The 16,045-nt window shown below is 66.0% G+C and carries 13 protein-coding genes; 6 read left to right on the top strand and 7 right to left on the bottom strand.

Features of this window, described 5'->3' with window-relative positions; all coding sequences use genetic code 11:
• Positions 1-19 precede the first annotated feature (19 nt).
• The 5 genes from IC234_RS02130 to xerD form a co-directional block, all read right to left on the bottom strand.
• Complete coding sequence (locus IC234_RS02130) at positions 20-1,384, bottom strand: hypothetical protein (protein WP_190922177.1); 1,365 nt, start codon at positions 1,382-1,384, stop codon at positions 20-22.
• Positions 1,381-2,682, bottom strand: coding sequence for a DUF2851 family protein (locus IC234_RS02125; RefSeq protein ID WP_190922176.1), 1,302 nt, complete (start codon positions 2,680-2,682; stop codon positions 1,381-1,383). Before IC234_RS02125 ends, IC234_RS02130 begins: the two co-directional genes overlap by 4 nt.
• A 68-nt stretch (positions 2,683-2,750) precedes the next feature.
• On the bottom strand, positions 2,751-3,395 hold the full coding sequence (locus IC234_RS02120; protein WP_190922175.1) for a LolA family protein: 645 nt from the start codon (positions 3,393-3,395) through the stop codon (positions 2,751-2,753).
• 132 nt (positions 3,396-3,527) lie between these two features.
• Entirely contained in the window at positions 3,528-6,521 is a 2,994-nt protein-coding gene (locus IC234_RS02115; RefSeq protein ID WP_190922174.1) for an FtsK/SpoIIIE family DNA translocase, read from the bottom strand.
• An 87-nt stretch (positions 6,522-6,608) separates the two neighbouring features.
• Positions 6,609-7,508 carry a site-specific tyrosine recombinase XerD gene (gene xerD, locus IC234_RS02110; RefSeq protein ID WP_190922173.1) on the bottom strand — a complete coding sequence of 300 codons (900 nt, stop codon included), beginning with the start codon at positions 7,506-7,508 and terminating at the stop codon, positions 6,609-6,611.
• 135 nt (positions 7,509-7,643) lie between these two features.
• On the opposite strand from xerD, the gene IC234_RS02105 reads away from it, so the two are divergent.
• The 6 genes from IC234_RS02105 to IC234_RS02080 all read left to right on the top strand — a co-directional run bounded on the left by IC234_RS02105 (position 7,644) and on the right by IC234_RS02080 (position 14,247).
• The gene (locus tag IC234_RS02105; protein WP_190922172.1) at positions 7,644-10,283 is read left to right on the top strand and encodes a M36 family metallopeptidase; all 2,640 of its coding nucleotides are present in this window, start codon (positions 7,644-7,646) and stop codon (positions 10,281-10,283) included.
• A gap of 45 nt (positions 10,284-10,328) precedes the next feature.
• Positions 10,329-10,775, top strand: coding sequence for a type II 3-dehydroquinate dehydratase (aroQ, locus tag IC234_RS02100; protein ID WP_190922171.1), 447 nt, complete (start codon positions 10,329-10,331; stop codon positions 10,773-10,775).
• A gap of 437 nt (positions 10,776-11,212) precedes the next feature.
• Entirely contained in the window at positions 11,213-12,280 is a 1,068-nt protein-coding gene (locus IC234_RS02095; protein WP_190922170.1) for an aminotransferase class V-fold PLP-dependent enzyme, read from the top strand.
• 114 nt (positions 12,281-12,394) lie between these two features.
• Positions 12,395-12,955: a MarC family protein gene (locus IC234_RS02090; protein WP_190922169.1), complete on the top strand. Its 561-nt coding sequence runs from the start codon at positions 12,395-12,397 to the stop codon at positions 12,953-12,955.
• An 89-nt stretch (positions 12,956-13,044) separates the two neighbouring features.
• A complete protein-coding gene (rnhA, locus tag IC234_RS02085; protein WP_190922168.1) occupies positions 13,045-13,509 on the top strand; it encodes a ribonuclease HI in 465 nt (154 codons plus the stop codon).
• A 12-nt stretch (positions 13,510-13,521) separates the two neighbouring features.
• On the top strand, positions 13,522-14,247 hold the full coding sequence (locus tag IC234_RS02080) for a tRNA1(Val) (adenine(37)-N6)-methyltransferase (RefSeq protein ID WP_317173312.1): 726 nt from the start codon (positions 13,522-13,524) through the stop codon (positions 14,245-14,247).
• 77 nt (positions 14,248-14,324) lie between these two features.
• On the opposite strand, the gene IC234_RS02075 is transcribed toward IC234_RS02080, so the two are convergent.
• Together IC234_RS02075 and IC234_RS02070 are read right to left on the bottom strand one after the other, a co-directional pair.
• Complete coding sequence (locus IC234_RS02075; RefSeq protein ID WP_190922167.1) at positions 14,325-15,017, bottom strand: ATP-binding cassette domain-containing protein; 693 nt, start codon at positions 15,015-15,017, stop codon at positions 14,325-14,327.
• A 66-nt stretch (positions 15,018-15,083) separates the two neighbouring features.
• Entirely contained in the window at positions 15,084-16,037 is a 954-nt protein-coding gene (locus IC234_RS02070; protein WP_190922166.1) for a hypothetical protein, read from the bottom strand.
• Positions 16,038-16,045 lie beyond the last annotated feature (8 nt).

Here is a 16,045-nt window from a genome sequence, read left to right as displayed (position 1 = left end):
CCGTCCGGGTCGCGGAGAGCTACAAAGGTACGGCGCCCGTCGCAGGAGCATTGCTGCCGGGCACCGGGGCGGCGGGCGGCTCTTCGCCGGGCGCATGCTGGCCACTGCCCAGCCCCAGCCGGCGCAGGGCCCGTGCGGCCACGTCGTTTTGCAGCAGCAGGAACACCAGGTAGGGCAGCACCGCGCTGCGGTAGCGGTTCAGCGAGCCCAGGTTGGGCGTGCTCAGGCCGAGCAATACGGCCAGCACCAAGCAGAATATGGCAAGGGCCGCCACGAGCCCGAAGGGCAAATGGCCCCAGCGCTTGCGCCACGCGGCATAGGCCGCGGTGGCAAACAGCCCCAGCAGCGCCAGGTTTTCGAGGGCAGCGGCCACGTACAGCGGCTGCCACGACTCGCCCACCCACGGCCGGGTGAAGGCATTGAGGGCCGCCTGCGGGGCGTGGCGCAGAAAGCTTTCGGCGGTGGGCCGCAGGTCCGGGTACTCAATGTGGGCCTTGGCGGCCGACATCTCCAGCGAGTGCGCGTAGATGCGCATGGTTTGGTTGGTGAATTTATTGAGCCGGAACGCCACGCTCACTTGGGTAGCCGCCCAGGCGCCGCCGGCCAGCACCGCCGCCAGCACCAGCACCTGCGCCACCCGGCTGCGCGCGCCGCCCAGCCGCTGCAGCAGGTGCACCACGGCCAGCCCCGCCAGCGCCCCCAGCAAGGGCGCCGCGAAAAAATAGCGCATGAAAAAATGTACATACGCCAACACTAGCAGGCCCACCACCGTGGCAGCCCGCCCCCGGCCCGACGCCACGCCCGGCCCGTAAAACAACTGCAGGTACAGGGCCAGCAGCCAGGCTCCACTGCCCAGCAGCAGCGGCTCCTTGGCCACGCCAGCCGCCCAAAAGACCACCGTGGGCCACGCCACAAACGCCACCACGGCGGCGGCTGGCGGCGTGCGCGGAAACAGCCGCAAGCAAATGCTGGCCAACGTCCAGCAGCCCACGAAGCTGAACAAGCTCAGGTAGATGCCGTTCAGCCAGCCGCTGTCCAGCGAGGCCAAATTCAGCCACCCCAGGATTTTAGCCATGAACAGCGTGTTGGACATGCCGTAGTAGGTGATGACCTGCTGGCGCCAGCCCACCTCGTCGGTGAACAGCGCTTGCCACACCTGCCCCGCCCGCAGCAGGCGCGTCACGGAGGCCGCCTGCTCGCTGATGAACAGGGCGTCGTCGGCCAGGTGCCAGCCCCGCCAGGCGCCCACCAGCAGCCGCCCGGCCAGCCCCCAGGCCAGCAGCCCGCGCGCCCAGGCCGGCGCCCGCTCCCACTGCCGCCGCAGCCACGGCAGCAGCACCGCCAGCAGCACCGCATTCAGAACCAACGCAATAGCAAGTTTCATCGAGCGACGCGGGGTTGTTGTACCAAACGGCTGCCAATGGTGCAGTGCAGACAGCGGCGGGGCGCGCAATACTGCTTGTGCAGCGCCAGCAACCCCTGCGACTCGGCCGCCGTGCGGTGCGCGAAGCCAAGAGCATCGTACACGTCGGTGTACTGGTTGTGTTCGGGCGGCAGCTGGCTGAGCAAGGCCAGGCTGCTTTCCACCACGGCCGGCTGGCCCACGTGCCGGGCGTAGGCCACGCGCAGGGGCACCACCACGTTGGTGATGAGCAGGTCGATGCTGCTTTTGCCCAGGGCCGGCACTTTGCCCGGGCGGCCCGGCCGGAAATGGCGGCGCCAGTATTCCGGGGCCGGCGCCTGAAAAAACTCGGTGAGCGCCGCCACGCTCTGCGCCGTCAGCAGGGCGTCGAACAGGGCCGGGCGGGCGTGCAGCAGGCCGGCCAGCTGGCCCAGGCGCACCGGCGGGAAGTTGGCCGGCCGCAGGCGCAGGTAGTTCCACTCATGGGCCTGCAGGGCAGTTTCGGCCAGGCTGTATTTGTGCCGCAGGAAGTCGTGTTCCTGCCTCAAGTCGCGGATGTAGTCATCGGCTGCCGTCTCTTCATTTTCAACAAGAAACCCGGCCTGCCCGAACAGCAGCGCTTCGAGTTGGCGTTGGTCGTGGCGATGGCGGCGCAGCACGGGCAGCGGCACGGCCTTGGCCAGCCGGGCCAGGGGCTCGCTGTTTTTTTGAAAGCCAAACGCCGCCATCAGCGCGTGGTAGGCGGTGGCCTCCCAGTCCTGCCCAAGGCTGTCGTGCAGGGTCATAACGGCGTCGGCCTTGTGCTCCACGCGCTCCAGGAGGGCGCGCTCGGTCATCATGGTTTTGGTGATTTCGGGCACCAGCTGCAGCAGCGGTGCGCACGGCAGCGGCGCAGCCGCGGGCGCTTCTACCAAGGCGTGGTAGCGCGCCAGCAGCTCGGGCGCAACACGGGTTTGCAAGGCCAGCGCGGGAATCACGCTGCCGTTGGTGCGGGTCACTTCGGCGTCGGCGCTGGCCACCACGTGCAAAATCACCTGGTCGTATTTGGGGTCGATTTGGTGCTGATGACGCGCCCAGTCGGAGGCGCGCAGATGGATTTCAACGGCGCCGTTCCACTCCACCTCGCCGATGCGCAGGCGGGCATTCAGGAAATCGGGGCCGGCGTCGGCGTTGCGGTGGCCGGGGCGCAGCACCTGGATTTCCTCGCCGCCGGTGGTGCGCAAATTCAGCTTGTCGTAGTACTGGTGCTGCCAGACGTAATGGTAGAAATCTTCGCGCATGCAGCAAATGTAAAACGGCCCGCCTCTTTCGGAGCGGGCCGTTTTCTAATTCGGAGGGCAACCTACGATTACCGCAAATCCACCACTTTCACGCCTTTGTACTTGGCCTTATCAAAGGCAAAGGTGTTGGCGTCGACGGGCGGGTTGGGCTTGAAGTTTTTGATGAGGAAGGTGTACTGGTTGCCGTTCTTCTTGAACATCTGCCAGCTTTTCACCGAAGCATCCTTCTTGCGCACTTTCAGGCGCACCTTAAACACGTCATTCTGGCGGTTTTCCGGGGCCAGCTCAATCACGTCGAGGGGCTCGCCGCCTTCCGTGACTTGCTGCACGTAGGTGTACTTGTAGCCCTTTTTATACATCGTATAAATCTGCGAGGGCGACATATCCTGCGAGTCCGGGTCCGAGTCGGAGATGTTGACCTCGTTTTCGTTTTTCAGGTAGGTCCAGGTGGTGGTGCCGTTGTTGATGACCTCCTGGCCGCTGATTTTGAGGCGGAATTTCTGGCCGCTCACCACGATGTCGCCGTTGATGTTCTGCTTCACCTTCGCGCCGGGGTTTTCCAGCGTTTGGGTGAAAGTGGCCTGGAAAGCTTTCAGGGCCTGGTATTTGGCGCTCATCTGGTCAAGAATTTTGCCAGCCTTGGGGTCCTGCTGGGCGGCGGCGGGCAGCGCCAGCGTGGCCGCGAGCAACAGGGAAGAGAGGTATTTTTTCATTAGATGGAAAAAGCTGTGAGCGGGGTTGAATGCGCTCTGATGGCCTGATACGGATTTCGTTTAACAAACGTCCGGCCAAAATGCCAATGATGCCGCGATGAGGCAAAAAAAGTAGCCAAACGGAAGCCTGTCCTACTTCATCGAGTTGAGCAGCTGCTCCAGCTGGTACTCGTCGGGGATGAGCACGTCGCGGGCCTTGCTGCCCTCAAACGGCCCCACGATGCCGGCGTGCTGCAGCTGGTCGATGAGGCGGCCGGCGCGGTTGTAGCCCAGCTTGAGCTTGCGCTGCAGCAGCGAGGTGCTGCCCTGCTGGTGCAGCACGATGCAGCGGGCCGCTTCCTCAAACATGGTGTCGCGCTCAGAAGGGTCCATCTCCTCGTTGCCGCTGCCGGCGTCGCCGTCGGCCCCGGCCACTTCGGGCAGCAGGTAGGCGTCAGAATAGCCCTGCTGCTCGCCGATGAAGTCACAAACCCGGTCCACCTCCGGCGTGTCGATGAAGGCGCACTGCACCCGAATCAGGTCGGAACCCGCCGAGAAGAGCATGTCGCCCTGGCCGATGAGCTGGTCGGCACCGCCGGTGTCCAGAATGGTGCGCGAGTCGATTTTGCTCGTCACCTTGAAGGAGATGCGGCAGGGGAAGTTGGCCTTGATGATGCCGGTAATCACGTTCACCGACGGGCGCTGCGTGGCCACGATGAGGTGAATGCCAATGGCGCGGGCCAGCTGCGCGAGGCGGGCAATGGGCGTCTCGACCTCCTTGCCGGCCGTCATCATCAGGTCGGCCAACTCGTCAATGACCAGCACGATAAAGGGCAGGAAACGGTGGCCTTTCTTCGGGTTGAGGCGCCGCTCGATGAACTTGGCGTTGTACTCCTTGAGGTTGCGGCAGCCGGCTTCCTTGAGCAGGTCGTAGCGCCGGTCCATCTCCATGCACAGCGAGTTGAGCGTGTTCACCACCTTCTTGGTGTCGGTGATGATGGCCTCGTCGGTGTCGGGCAGCTTGGCCAGGTAGTGGCGTTCAATCTTGTTGAAAATGCTCAATTCCACCTTCTTGGGGTCGACGAGCACAAACTTGAGCTGGGCGGGGTGGCGCTTGTAGAGCAGCGAAGCCAGAATCACGTTCAGGCCCACCGACTTGCCCTGGCCCGTGGCGCCGGCCATGAGCAAGTGGGGCATTTTGGCCAGGTCGGCCACGAACACCTCGTTGGTGATGGTGCGGCCGAAGGCCACCGGCAAATCCATCTCCGAGCGGGCAAACTTCTCCGAGCCCAGCACCGAGCGGATGCTCACCATCTCCTTCTTCGTGTTCGGTACCTCAATGCCAATGGTGCCCTTGCCCGGAATGGGCGCAATGATGCGGATACCCAACGCGGCCAGGCTCAGGGCAATGTCGTCTTCCAGGCTCTTGATTTTGGAAATGCGCACGCCCACTTCAGGCACAATCTCATAAAGCGTGACGGTGGGCCCGATGGTGGCCTTGATGCTGGCAATGCCGATGCCGTAGTGCCCCAGCGTCTCCACGATGCGGTCCTTGTTGGCTTCCAGCTCTTCCTTGGTTACCTGGGCCTTGGCCACGCCGTAGTCGTTGAGCAGTTCCAGGGTGGGGAACTGGAAGCGCGAGAGCTCCAGCGTGGGGTCGTAGTTGCCGGGGGGCATGGCGTCGGCGTCCTCGTCTTCGTCGGCCACGGCGGCGATGTCGGCGCCGGCGTTGGGGTCAAGGTCGTCGCGGCCGGGCACGGTGATTTCGAGCGGGCGCGTGGCCGCCGGGGCCACCGGGGCAGCGGGCGCCAGCGGGGCCACGGCAGGCATGTCGCCATCGGCCAGGTCGGCCAGCGAGAGCGGCGTGGGAATGGTGGCCGTGGGCGCGCTGGGCGCCACTTCCACCACTTCAGCCGTGGGCATCTCAATGGAAAAAGCCGGGCCGGAAGCCACCAGCGGCACGGCCGCGGCGGCGGCAGCCGTGGCAGCGCCGGCCGCCGTAGATGCCAGCGCCGCGGCCGGGGCCAGGGCCGCACTGCCCACGCTCAGGGCCACGCCGGCGCCCATGCGCGGGGCGGGCTCGAACTCAACCGGAGCCGTGCCGGGCTCGTCGCTGTCCAGCTCCAAATCGGTGTTCTGGGCGCCGGCGGCGGAGTTGGTGGCGGCGGTTGAAACGGCTGCCGCGGGCGCGGCGGGGCGCGTTTTCAGGGTCATTTGCGGGGCGGCGGGCGCCACGGGAGCCGGCGCGGCAGCGGCGGCCTGCTCGGCGGCTATTTCGGCTTCCAGCTCGGCGTCTTCGTCGGCGTCGTCTTCGGTGCTCAGGCGGCGGAAGTTGCCCAGATTCAGGCTGGTGACGTTGAAGAAGAACACCACAAACGAGATGAGCGCAAAAGCCAGCAGCAGCACCGTGCCCCACCCAATGAGGCTATCGAGCCAGGAAGCGGCCTCGAAGCCCACGCCGCCGCACAGGAAGTCGAGGCGGTGGGCCAGCACGGGGTCGGCGCCGGGCGTGGCCAGCGTGACCACCACGTAGCCGAGCAGCACGCTCAGCCAGGCCATGGTGAACAGGCCCAGGGCCAGCACGTAGCTCACCGACACCTTGGCGGTGCGGAAGACGATTTTAGCCCCCAGAAAAAACACGATGGGCACCAGCGCAAACGCCGCCACCCCAAACAGCTTGTAAATGAAGAGCTGAGCCGCCCACGCCCCCAACAGCCCCAGCCAGTTGCCGGATTCCTGCCCGGCTTCTTTCACCGGCACGGTGCTCAGCGAGGCCACCACGCTCTGGTCGGCGTGCCCCGTGAACAGGAAAGAGGTGAAGGCGATGGTGAGGTAGAGGCTGGCCAGCAGCAAGCCAAAACCCACAAAGAGGTGGAAGCGGCGGTCGCGCAGGATTTCCAGCAGCTTGCCCACGCCGGGCATGGGCCCCCGGGGCTCGCGGGGCGGCTTGGCGGGCTTGGCCGCGGGCGCCGGGCGGGCAGCTTTGGGCACGTTGGCCGCGGCGGGCCGGGGCTCGGGGGCACGGGCCGGGGCGGGCTCGGGCGCCGGGCCGTTGGCGCGGGGCTCGTTGCGCCGCGTGGGCCGGGGCTCGGCCGGGCGGTTAGCCGACGGGCCGGCGGGAGTGTTCTTGTATCGGTTATCGGCCATTCGACGGAAGCATAAAGGCCAAATTTACACAATGCGGCCTTGAAAATGGCCGGTACAATGCCGGGCCCCTCCCCTTTCGCCTGTTTCTTAGCTTCGTGGGTGAAACTCGGTGATGACCTGCCGCAGGTAATCCCTATCCAGGTGGGTGTAAATCTCGGTGGTGGTGATGCTGGCGTGGCCCAGCATTTCCTGCACGGCGCGCAGGTCGGCCCCGCCCTCGATGAGGTGGGTGGCAAAGGAATGCCGCAAGGTGTGCGGGCTGATGGTTTTGCGCAGGCCCGCCTGCTCGGCCAGTTTCTTGAGCGTGGTGAAGACGGTGATGCGCGAAAGCGGCCGGCCGCGCTGGCTCAGAAACACGAAATCTTCGGCGCCGGGCTTGATGTCGAGGTGGCCGCGCACGCCGCTCAAGTAGAAGTTGAGGTGCTTGAGGGCTTCACGGCCGATGGGCACGAGGCGCTCCTTATTGCCCTTGCCCACCACTTTGATGAAGCCCTGGTCGGCGTACATGTTGCTCAGGCGCAAGTCGCACAGCTCGCTCACGCGCAGGCCCGACGAGTACATCACCTCGAGCAGGGCGCGGGCGCGCAGGCCGTCGTCGGTGCTCAGGTCGATGGCGGTCAGCAGCTGCTCAATCTCGGGGTAGCTGAGGGTGTCGGGCAGGTGGCGGCCGGTTTTGGGGGCTTCGAGGGTGTCGGTGGGGTCGAGCTTCAGCAGGTCTTCCATGATGAGGAAGTTGAAGAAGGCCTTGAGGCCCGACAGCGTGCGGGCCTGCGAGGTGGCGCCCAGCCCCAGCCCCTGCAAGGTGGTGAGAAACTCGCGCAGGATTTCGGTGGTCACCTGCAGCGGGCCCACGTGCAGCTTCTGGAACACCAGAAACTGCTGCAGCTTGGTGGCGTCGCGCACGTAGGCTTCCACGGAGTTGGGCGAGAGCGACTTTTCGAGGCGCAGGTAGCCGTCGAATTGTTTCAGGGCTTGGGGCCAGGTCATGGGGCAAAAGTAGGCCAGCCGGGGCGGCGGCCGGGGCCGGGGCCGAAAATTGGCGCATTTTTGCCGGCAGCTGAGCCAACCTTTCGCCCGGGGTCGGCATCCACGGCTTATCCATCTCACCTTTTCCTTTCCTGCATGCTGCCACTTTTCCTCACTGCCACCCACCGTCGGCTTCTGTTTTGCGCGGCCCTGCTGGGCGCAATGCCCGTGCTGGCCCAGCCCACCGCGCCGACCGCCACCGTTGCCTCGCCCGTGCAGACACAAGCCCTGGAGTACGTGCGGGCCCACGCCGCCAGCCTGGGCCTGAGCGATGCCGACCTGAACGACCTAGTGGTGACGGGTAGCTACTCCGACGCGCACAACGGCCTGCGCCACGCCTTTCTGTGCCAGCAGCTCAACGGCACCGCGGTGCAGGGCACCGAAGTCGGCCTGCACTTCGACGCGGCCGGCAAGCTGCTCAGCCGCACCGGCAGCTTTGTGGGTGGCCTGAGAGCCGCGGTGACCCGGCTGGCAGCGCCCGCGGTGACGTCCAGCGCCGCTACCGCCACGGCCCTGACCCACCTGCGTCAGCCCGCCACCGCCGCCCCCGAGCCCGCCACCCTGGTGTACCTGCGCCGGCCCACCGGGGCACTGGCGGCCGCGTGGCAGGTGCAGGTGCGCCCCGCCACCGGCCCCGACGCCTGGACTGTGCTGGTGGACGCCGCCACCGGCCGGGTGCTCAAGGCCCGCAACCGCATCATTCGCGAGACGAGAAAAGCCGGCGCGGCCCTGCCGGCGTCGGCGCCTGCCAGCCCGCAGCGGGCCCAGGGCCCCGCCGTGGCCAATGGCTACCGCGTGTTTGCCGCACCGCTCGAAAGCCCCCTGCACGGCGCCGCCACTGTGGCGGTGAGCCCGGCCGACGCGGTGGCCTCGCCCTTCGGCTGGCACGACACCAACGGCGCGGCCGGCCCGGAATACACCATCAGCCGCGGCAACAACGCGTACGCCTTCACGCCGACGGGCAACCACGTGGTCACGCCCGGCTTTTCGCCCGATGGCGGCACGGGGCTGGAATTCGACTTTGCCCACAATCCGGCGCTTTCGGCCCAAGCCAACCAGCCAGCCGCCCTCACCAACCTGTTTTACTGGGCCAACCTGATGCACGACCTGAGCCTGCGCTACGGCTTCAGCGAGGCCAGCGGCAACTTCCAGGCCACTAACTACTCCGGCGTGGCCGGCGGCGGCGACTATATCCGGGCCCAGATTGGGGAGAACTACAGCGAAGGCTATTTCAACCCCACCGCCGACGGCGTCATCACGCCCTTCTCCTATCCTGAGATTGTGCTGGGCATCTGGCAGATGCTCTTGCCCAACGCCCTCACGGTGGCCGGCTCCGGCCCGGCCGCCGGCACCTACGCCGCGATGCCGGCCCCCGTGGGCCGGGCCCTGCCCCTGGGCGCGCCCCTGAGCGGCACGCTGGTGCTGGCCAACGACGGCTCTTCTACCCCTTCCAGCGGCTGCCGCGGCACCTGGCTCAATGCGGCCCAGGTGCGCGGCAACATCGCCGTGGCCGATTTTGACTACGACTGCGCCTATGTCGACAAGCTGCGCGCGGCCCAGCAGGCGGGCGCCCGGGCGCTGGTGCTGCTGCACAGCCAGGATTTTCTGGTGCATCTGGAAATGGACCCGGCCGACACGGTGGGCCTGCGCATACCGCTGGTGATGGTGACGCGCACCGACGGCCAGCGCCTGAAAACGGCCATGGCCTCCGGCGGGCCCCTCACGGCCTCGCTGCGAGGGGCCGCCGCGCCGCCCGACCGCAACGGCGGCTTCGACAACGGCGTGGTGGCGCACGAGTACGCGCACGGCATCAGCACGCGCCTCACGGGCGGCCCGGCCGGCGCGCCCAACTGCCTCGACAACGCCGAACAGATGGGCGAAGGCTGGAGCGACTTTTTTGAGCTGTGGATGACCACCCGGCCCGGCGATGTGGGCACCACGCCCCGAGGCATTGGCACCTACGTCCTGAGCCAGCCCACTTCGGGGCCGGGCATCCGGCCGCTGCCCTACAGCACCAATTTTGCCGCCAATAATGCCACCTACGCCTTCATCGGCCAGACGGTGAACGGCGTGAACTACGGCGACGACGGGTTTGGCTACCCTTACGACTCGCACAACATCGGGCTGGTGTGGTGCACCGTGCTGTGGGACCTGAACTGGGCCATGATTCAGCGCTACGGCTACGACGCCAACCTGAGCACCGGCACCGGCGGCAACAACAAAACCCTGCAACTGGTGATGGACGCCCTGAAGCTGCAGCCCTGCAGCCCCGGCTTCCTGGACGGCCGCGACGCCATCTTGGCCGCCGACCGCGCCACGTTTGGCGGGGCCAATCAGGCGCTGATTTGGCAGGTGTTTGCCCGGCGCGGCATGGGCTCCAACGCCGTGCAGGGCAGCAGCGACGACCTGCTCGACAACACGGCCGGCTTCCTGATACCCACGGGCCTGGCCACCACCGGCCCGCAGCTGGCAGGCGCCACGCTCGATGTTTACCCCAACCCCACCCGCGGCCAGCTCACCCTGCGCCTGAGCCAGGGCACGGCCGCCGGCACCGCGCCGGTGGCCGTGGCCGTGCAGTCGATGCTGGGCCAGACCGTGTGGACGGGCACCGTTTCGGCTACTGCCGCGGCCGCCGGCGCCGTGCTCGACCTGGGCACCGTGGCGCCCGGCGTGTACCTGGTGCGGGCCCGCACCGCGGCGGGCGTGCTCACGCGCCGCGTGGTGGTGCAGCCCTGATGTATTTGCTTTCACAACGCCTTTTTCCGCCCCGCGCGGCTTGCCATGCACATTCTGATTATCAACGGCCCCAACCTCAACCTGCTCGGCCGCCGCGAGCCCGGCGTGTACGGCACCCGCTCGTTCGAAGACTTTTTTCCGGAGCTGGAAGCGGCTTTTCCGGAGCACACGCTCACGCAGTTTCAGTCCAACCACGAGGGCGCGCTCATTGACAAGCTGCACGAAGTGGGCTTTTCGCACCACGGCATTGTGCTCAACGCCGGCGGCTATACCCACACCAGCGTGGCCCTGGCCGATGCCGTGGCCGCCATCGCCACGCCCGTGGTGGAAGTGCACCTGAGCAACCTGCACGCCCGCGAAGACTTCCGCCAAAAAAGCCTGCTGGGCCGAAATTGCGCCGGCAGCATCAGCGGCTTCGGGCTGGAAAGCTACCGGCTGGCCGTGCAGTGGTTCGTGAACCAGCAACCCAAGCGCGTCGGCTTCCGGGTGTGAGCCGCGCTTGTGCGGGGTTGTGCTCCGGCTTGAGCGTTTGTGCGGCAGAAATAGATTTTGTGCTCCACTTGCATGGTTTATGCCCCGGAGGCCTTTAATGGGGCCTGTCAGGCGCAATTTGTGGTCCGGCAATACCTGGCAGCGCTGCAAAACTGCTGGTTTGTGCTTCGGTAATTGGGGGCGTGGGTGGAGCCATGGAGATTAGTGCCCCAGCATCAACTGGCGAACGTTCGGAAATAGCTTGCCAGGCTGTGGAAGGAACACGATGTGCTTCAGCCCACCACGCGGGTAAGAAGCCTTAGGATGGGCGCGGAGACAATGGAATGGGTGTTCAGAACGTTCGGGCGACGCTGAACCGCCACAAAATCCTTCCTTTGACGGTTGGCGTAGCCGCTACCTTTGCGCTGGCGGCGCCTCTCTCCATTTGCTCTCTCCCCATGTATACTTTCAACCCGGGCCCTTCGGCCGTATACCCCGCCGTTCGGCAATACCTCACCGATGCCTTTGACGAGGGCTGGCTCTCGGCCCCGCATCGTTCCGAAAAAGTGACCTCGCTGGTGCGCCAGACGGTGACCGACCTCAAAACCAAGCTCAACGTGCCGCAGGACTATACCGTCCTGTTCACGGGCTCGGCCACCGAGTGCTGGGAAATTCTGGCCCAGAGCCTCACGCCGCGCCGCTCCTTCCACCTCTACAACGGCGACTTTGGCGAAAAGTGGCTGAAGTATGCCCAGGCCCTGCGGCCGGCCAGCACGGGCCTCTCGTTTGGGCTCGACGAGGTGCCCGACATCGCCGCCCTCCCCTTCTCGGCCGACGACACCGACCTGGTGTGCATCACCCAGAACGAAACCAGCACCGCCACCCAGCTGCGCGAAGGCTTCATCCTGAACCTGTTCAACCGCCTCAACGGCACCCTGCTGGCCGTGGACGCCACCAGCTCGCTGGCCGGGCTCAACCTGAAGTACATCAAGGCCGACGTGTGGTTTGGCTCGGTGCAGAAGTGCTTCGGGCTGCCCGCCGGCCTGGGCGTGATGATACTGTCGCCCCGCGCCGTGGCCCAGGCCAAAGCCGTGAACGACCGCGCCCACTACAACGCGCTGCCGGCCATGCTGAGCCAGATGCTGAACTACCAAACCAACTACACGCCCAACGTGCTGGGCATCTACCTGCTCAGCCGCGTACTGGCCGACCGCGAGCCCATCAAAACCGTGCACCAGCACCTCGTGGACCGCGCCGAGAAGCTTTACGCCTTCTTCGACCAGGCCACTCCGCTCCAGCCCTTCGTCACGAACCCCGAAACGCGCTCCACCACCGTCGTCGGCCTGAAAGGCGACGCCGCGCTCATCGAAGAAATCAAGGGCAAAGCCAAGGAAGCCGGCCTGCAACTGGGCAGCGGCTACGGCCCCCTCAAAAACACCACCGTCCGCATCGCCAACTTCCCCGCCGTGCCCGACGCCGCTTTCGAGGCGCTGGTGCAGTTTTTCGCGAAGGAATACCCAGGCTAATTGACGGTCATGCAGCGCGCAGCGAAGCACCTCGCTCGCAGAAAGTAATCAGTGAAAGCACACGGGATGCTTCGCTGCGCGCTGCACGCCGTTCCTCAGCACCCTGCAAGGTCCATGTTCAACCTCCAGCACATCTTTTCGGTCACGCTCACGCTGTTTGCCGTCATCGACATCATCGGGTCCATCCCGGTGATTATTCAGATTCGGCAGCGCGAAGGCGCCATCAAGGCCGAGCTGGCCACTTTTGTGGCGGGCTGCCTCATGGTCACGTTTCTGTTTGTGGGGCAAAGCCTGCTCCGGCTGCTGGGCGTCGACAACCAGAGCTTTGCCCTGGCCGGCGCGGTGGTCATTTTCCTCATTGGCCTGGAGATGATACTCGGCATCGAGCTGTTCAAGTCCGATTTGTCGGGCAGCACGGGCTCCATTGTGCCGCTGGCGTTTCCGCTCATTGTTGGCGCCGGCACCATGACCACGCTGCTCTCGCTGCGGGCCGCCTACTCGCTGCCCAACATCCTGGTGGGCATCCTGCTAAACCTGCTGTTTGTGTACGCGGTGCTCAAAACCAGCCCCTGGATAGAGCGCAAGCTCGGCAAAGGCGGCGAGGACGTGCTGCGCCGAGTGTTTGGCGTGATTCTGCTGGCCATCGCCATCAAGCTGTTTAAAACCAATTTTTAATTTTGTTGTCCGTTGTTCGTTGTCAGTTGTTGGTCTAGAACTTCATCCTGAACAACCTAACAACGAACAACGAACAACTGATAACGAACTTGATTCACCTGTTCACCGACGGCTCGGCCCGCGGCAACCCCGGCCCGGGCGGCTACGGCGCCATTCTGCGCTACGGCCCTCACGAAAAAGAGCTCACCCAGGGCTTCCGCCTCACCACCAACAACCGCATGGAACTGCTGGCCGTCATCGTGGGCCTCGAAGCCGTGACGCGGCCCGAGCTGCCCATCCGCGTGGTGTCCGACTCAAAATACGTGGTCGACGCCGTGGAGAAGAAATGGGTGTTTGGCTGGGCCGCCAAGCCCGATTTTGGCAAAAAAGCCAACGAAGACCTGTGGCGCCGTTTCCTGCGCATCTACAAGCAGCGCAAGGTCACCTTCCACTGGATAAAAGGCCACGCCGGCCACCCCGAAAACGAGCGTTGCGACGTGCTGGCCGTGCAAAGCGCCACGGGCAAAGGTCTGTTGGTGGATGAGGGCTACGAGGCCATCGTGGCGGCTGGTTAAGTACACGCCGCCGTGCCCAACGACTACTTCCAGTTTCAGCAGTTCCGCATCGAGCAAGGCGCCTGCGCCATGAAGGTGAGCACCGACGCCTGCCTGCTGGGCGCGGCCGCCGACCTCCGCGGGGCCACGCGGCTGCTGGACATTGGCACTGGCACCGGCCTGCTGGCCCTCATGGCCGCCCAGCGTCATCCCACCGTGCAGATTGAAGCCGTGGAAATCGACGTTGCGGCCGCTGCGCAGGCCACGGCCAATGCCGCGGCCAGTCCGTGGCCCGGGCGCATCCGCATCCACGCGCTGGGCCTGGCCGAATTTGCGGCCACGCAACCAGCTCCCTTCAGCCACATCATCTGCAACCCGCCCTTCTTTCGGCAGTCGCTGCGCTCGCCGGATGCGGCCCGCACCACCGCCCGCCACGAAGCCGCCGACACGCTTTCCTTCGAAGCATTGGCGGCTTTTGCAGCGGCGTATCTGCGGCCCGGCGGCCTGCTCACCGTGCTGCTGCCCCCGCCCGAAATGCAGGTCTTTGCGCAGGAAGCGGCCGGCCTGGGCCTGCACCCGGCCACGCGGCTGGTGGTGCGGCACCGGCCCGGCAGCCGGCCGCTGCGGCACATCGTCGGCTTCCGGCAGGAGGCGGCGCAAGTAGCCGAAACCGAGTTGGTCATCCGCAGCGCCACGGATGACGGAGCGTATTCGGCTGAGTTCCGGGCGCTGCTGGCCGGGTTTTACCTGGCGCTGTAAGGACGCATGGTTGCGTCGCGGCGTGCGCGCCGCTTGCGTATAGCTCACTCTCCGCGGCGAGACGCGAATACGCGGCGCTATACCAGGCCGTCCAGCAGCTTCAGTTTCTCGCGGTGCAGGCTGTCGAGCAGGTCGTGCTCCAGGGTGCCAAACTCGGCCGCCGGGTAGTGCCGCTGGATGCGCCCGGCCACCAGCACCGATATTTCGTCGCAGGTTTCGGTGAGGGCGCCCAGGATGTGCGAAGTGAGCAAAATGCCCGTGCCGCGGTCGCGCAGGCGCTTGAGGATGGATTTCAGCAGCAGGTTGGCTTCAAGGTCGAGGCCGTTGAAGGGCTCGTCGAGGATGAGGTAATCGAACTGCTGCACCAGCAAGGCCAGCAGGGCCAGCTTCTTGCGCATGCCCGCTGAATATTCGTCAGCGTATTGGTCGAGGGGCAGCTCCAGCACCTGGTTCCAGCCCGCAAAGTCCAACAGCCGGCGGCCACGCGCCTGCAGGCAGAACTCCAGGTACTCGCGGCCGGTCAGGCGCGGGTAAAAATAGGGCTCGTAGGGCAGCAGCCCGGTGCTGTGGCGCACGGGCACGCCGGCCGTGTCCTGCACGCTTCCGCCAAAGCTCGTTTCCAAGCCATATAAGCAGTTTATCAGCGTGGTTTTGCCGGCGCCGTTGGCCCCCACCAGGCCGTGAATGGTACCGGGGCGCAAGGCCAGACTCACGCCCTGCAGCACCTCGTGCGGGCCATAAGCTTTGCGCAGGTCCAGGATTTCAAGCATGTGAGGTGATGGAGAACCCGATAAGAATGCACTGTTAAAAGGATATCGATTCTGACTGCTTTGCTTTCAGCTACCCAGCACCGCACGCAGGCGCCGCTGGCTTTGCCAAATGAGGCCGCCCACGGCCACCAGCAGCAGCACCGGGTACAACGGGTGGCCGGGCAGCAGAAAAGCCACGCCCAGCACCAGCGCCTGGGTGGTGCGAATGTGAGTGGCATTGGGGTAAAAGGCATATTTGGCGAGAATGAGCAGGCCCACCAAGCCCAGCCAAGCCGTGCCCACGGCCAGCGCGCCGCCCGCTCCCGCCGGCCCGCTGCCTAGCACCCACAGCAGTGGTGCGGCCGTCAGGGCGGCGTAGCCCAGGCTCAGCAGCAGCCGGCGGCCCAGCCAGGCCCGCGAGGGTTGCCCCGCCAGCGTGAGCATCGTAATCGGCTCCGGCGTGCCGAAACACCCCGCAAGCAGCAGCAGCCAGACGGCCAGCGCCACCGCCGGTGCCAGCGGGTAGGCGTGCCACCAGCAGGCCCCCGCCACCAGCAGCGGCCACAGCCACTGCCCGCCGCCCCGCAGCCCCCCCACCCACTCAAACGCCTCGCTGCGAAACAGGCTGCGCGCCCGGTGCCGGGTGCTGCGGTCTTCGCGGGCGGCCGGCAGGGCTGCCACGGCCGGAGCCGCCGCCAGCAGCAGGGCCGCCGCGCCCCAATCCTGGAAGCAAGCCAGCAGCAAGGCCGCGGGCAGGGCCACCACGCCATATTCCACGGCCAGCCAGCGCCGGTAATCTGGCGCGCTGGTGGCCAAGAACCGGAGGTCGGCCCGCTGCCGGTGGGCCGAAGCCAGCAGCAGCGGCAGCGCTACGGGCACCAGCCACTGCGCCTGCCGGTGGGGGGCAGCCAGCACAAGCGCCCGGCTCACCAAAATCAGTACCATGGGCCCCAGCACGGCCATGCGCAGCCACCCCACTTCCACCAAAAGGCGCCAGGACAGACGGCCACGAAGGCGCAGGTAAGCAAGCAACGCAGACATGGACGAGC

Origin of the sequence: Hymenobacter armeniacus (assembly GCF_014699055.1) — a bacterium.
GTDB lineage: Bacteria > Bacteroidota > Bacteroidia > Cytophagales > Hymenobacteraceae > Hymenobacter > Hymenobacter armeniacus.
This window is presented reverse-complemented; position numbering and strand designations above follow the sequence as displayed.

Excerpts from the sequence above, each read along its gene's own strand:
- IC234_RS02130 (WP_190922177.1), bottom strand. The coding sequence starts at position 1,384 with ATGAAACTTGCTATTGCGTTGGTTCTGAATGCGGTGCTGCTGGCGGTG.
- IC234_RS02125 (WP_190922176.1), bottom strand. The coding sequence starts at position 2,682 with ATGCGCGAAGATTTCTACCATTACGTCTGGCAGCACCAGTACTACGAC.
- IC234_RS02120 (WP_190922175.1), bottom strand. The coding sequence starts at position 3,395 with ATGAAAAAATACCTCTCTTCCCTGTTGCTCGCGGCCACGCTGGCGCTG.
- IC234_RS02115 (WP_190922174.1), bottom strand. The coding sequence starts at position 6,521 with ATGGCCGATAACCGATACAAGAACACTCCCGCCGGCCCGTCGGCTAAC.
- xerD (WP_190922173.1), bottom strand. The coding sequence starts at position 7,508 with ATGACCTGGCCCCAAGCCCTGAAACAATTCGACGGCTACCTGCGCCTC.
- IC234_RS02105 (WP_190922172.1), top strand. The coding sequence starts at position 7,644 with ATGCTGCCACTTTTCCTCACTGCCACCCACCGTCGGCTTCTGTTTTGC.
- aroQ (WP_190922171.1), top strand. The coding sequence starts at position 10,329 with ATGCACATTCTGATTATCAACGGCCCCAACCTCAACCTGCTCGGCCGC.
- IC234_RS02095 (WP_190922170.1), top strand. The coding sequence starts at position 11,213 with ATGTATACTTTCAACCCGGGCCCTTCGGCCGTATACCCCGCCGTTCGG.
- IC234_RS02090 (WP_190922169.1), top strand. The coding sequence starts at position 12,395 with ATGTTCAACCTCCAGCACATCTTTTCGGTCACGCTCACGCTGTTTGCC.
- IC234_RS02075 (WP_190922167.1), bottom strand. The coding sequence starts at position 15,017 with ATGCTTGAAATCCTGGACCTGCGCAAAGCTTATGGCCCGCACGAGGTG.
- IC234_RS02070 (WP_190922166.1), bottom strand. The coding sequence starts at position 16,037 with ATGTCTGCGTTGCTTGCTTACCTGCGCCTTCGTGGCCGTCTGTCCTGG.